Below are 2,496 nucleotides of genomic sequence, written 5' to 3' on the forward strand. Positions count from 1 at the left end.
GACGAGCGGTTCGCGGCCAGCCGGATTTTCGGCTGCCCGCTCATGCCGAACTCCGCTACCGAGTTTTGCGCCAGCTCGACGCTACGCAAGATCGCCTTCGCGCGATGGTAGAGCGCTGCGCCGGCGGGTGTCGGCTCGACGCCGCGTCCATGACGCACGAGCAGCTTCGTGCCGAGCCGGCGCTCCAGTTCGGCGATGCGCTTGCTCGCCGCCGACGTCGCCAGATTCTCGCGTTCTGCGGCTTTCGAAAGGCTCTTCGCCTCAATGGCGGCCACCAGCATCTGGAGGCCGGGCAAATCCATTTTCATGCGCGGGATGATCCATGGGAGGACGCGGGCCGGCATTTCGCCACGCCAGCAAGGGTGGATGCATGATACGCGAGGTCCCCGGCTCGCCGCGCGCAACGTTCCGGATCAAAGTGGGAAATCGTAGAGGCGCGCGGGATTGTGCACCAGCACCGCTTGTCTCGACGTGGCGTCCGGCACGGCGCGCCAGAAGTGCTCGATCAACGTGCCGTCGTCCGGCATCCGTGCGGCCTCGAAGTAATTAACGTGCGGCCAGTCACTGCCCCACACCACCTGATCGGGGTTTGCCGCAAGGATCGCCGTCTCGAAGGCGAGTACATCGTCGTATGGCGCGCCCGTTGCGGAAATGCGATCCGCGCCCGATATCTTGGTCCACGCAGCGCCGTCGCTGAGCAGGGCGATGAGCGCCTGAAAGCCGGCGTCGCCCGTGCCGCGTGCAACGTTCATGCGCCCCATGTGATCGATGACCAGCGGGATCGACAGCGCGCGCAAGATGGGTGCGAGTTCCGGCAGGTCGGGCGCGTGAACCCATATCTGCGCGTGCCAGCCGCGCGCCGCAAGACGCGGGGCGAGGGCGCGCAGGTCGTCGAGGCCTGCGCCGTTGCGGTACACCTTCTGCCCGTGCTCCTGATAGAGATTGAAGCGGGCGCCTCGTACCCCGTGCAGCGTGAGACTGTCGAGCTCGGCCTCGGAGGCGTTGCTGTCGATCACCGCCACGCCGCGCAATCGCGTAGGGGCGTACTGGAGTGCGCCGACGAGAGAGCGGTTATCGGTACCGTACACGCTCGCCGTTACGACTACGCCGCGTGCGAAGCCTGTGGCGTCGAGTTGTGCGATGAAGCGCGCCGCGGGATTTTCCGGCGGCGTATAGCTGCGTTCATCGGCCAAGGGAAAGTGCGCGTAAGGGCCGAACACGTGCGCATGACAATCGCACGCGAGCGGGGGAATGGCAGACGGCACGGAGGCCGGAGGGGGCAAAGGACCGAGGCAGGGTTTCGTCATTGTGAACAGGTGTTTAGGCGGGCTGAACGGAGGGTGACAAAGCGCAGCGCATACTTGCATGGTACGGATCGTTTGCCGCTCGAGCGTTATCTAAATGGAAACGCTGCATTCGCCAAAATGCACAGCAGCCCTATCTGGGGCGGCCACAATCTGAACAGGAGTGTGCCGGTTTTCCCGGCGGAGGTACCCCACCCATTCGAACAAAAGACGGAGACTGGCTTTGGACATTCTACTTTCGCGCTCAGCGGCCGAACGGTTGTGTGGCGCGATAGCGAACGTGCTCGGCGATATCGCTTACCGCATCGTGACGCCCGACGAGCCGCACCACGGGCGAACCGATATTGCGTTCATCAGCCGCGATGTGACGGGCCGCTCGACCAAGACCGACCTCACTACGGAACTGCAAGCGTTCTATAAGGTACTGCGGGAATCGCCGCGTCTTGCCTGGGTCCATACGCACTCGTCCGGCGCAGACCGGCCGATCTTTCCGGAATTGCTGCAACGCGGCGTGACCGTCACGACATCGTCGGGGGCGAACGCGGGCGTCGTCGCGCAGTCGGCGCTCGGCGGAATGCTCGCGCTCGCACGCCGCTTCAGCCATCTCTACGAAGCACAGCGCCGTCATGCCTGGGAGCCGTTGCTCGACGAGGCGTCGTCGCCGAGCGACCTCGCGGGCCAGAATGCGCTCATCGTCGGCTATGGCCCAATCGGGCAGCGGCTCGCGCGTCTGCTGGAGGTTCTCGAGATGAACGTCACTGTCGTGCGCCGCGAAAGCAGCGCAGACCGAACGGCGGGCGTAGCGACAAACGGGACGGTACGTACGATCTCGTTTGCACAACTAGACGATGCGCTTCCGAACACCGATTGGCTAATCCTCGCCTGTCCGCTGACGCCGCTCACGACGCGCCTGATCGACGCGCATCGAATCGCATTGCTGCCTCCACGCGCATGTCTCGTCAACGTGGCGCGTGGCGAGGTGGTGGAACAGTCCGCGCTTACCGAGGCCCTTGCGCGCGGTGGGCTCGCCGGCGCATGGCTCGACGTGTTCGAACGCGAGCCGCTCGATGCGGCCTCGCCATTATGGGACTTGCCCAATGTGCTGATCTCGCCGCACACGGCGGGGCATTCGGACAGCTATTACGACGCTGTCTGCCGCATCTGGCTCGACAACCTGGCGCGCTGGCAGCGC

At 64.9% G+C, this 2,496-nt stretch carries 3 protein-coding genes; 1 reads left to right on the forward strand and 2 read right to left on the reverse strand.

Features of this window, described 5'->3' with window-relative positions; translation table 11 throughout:
* Together M0954_RS12390 and M0954_RS12395 are read right to left on the reverse strand one after the other, a co-directional pair.
* On the reverse strand, positions 1-302 hold a 302-nt coding region (locus M0954_RS12390; RefSeq protein ID WP_297353507.1), incomplete at its 3' end, for a LysR family transcriptional regulator.
* Between the two features lie 111 nt (positions 303-413).
* Entirely contained in the window at positions 414-1,367 is a 954-nt protein-coding gene (locus M0954_RS12395; protein WP_367279511.1) for an amidohydrolase, read from the reverse strand.
* 160 nt (positions 1,368-1,527) lie between these two features.
* On the opposite strand from M0954_RS12395, the gene M0954_RS12400 reads away from it, so the two are divergent.
* A partial coding sequence (locus M0954_RS12400) for a D-2-hydroxyacid dehydrogenase (protein WP_297353505.1) occupies positions 1,528-2,496 on the forward strand: 969 nt, incomplete at its 3' end.

The organism is Paraburkholderia sp., assembly GCF_026225065.1.
In the GTDB taxonomy this organism is placed as follows: Bacteria; Pseudomonadota; Gammaproteobacteria; order Burkholderiales; family Burkholderiaceae; genus Paraburkholderia.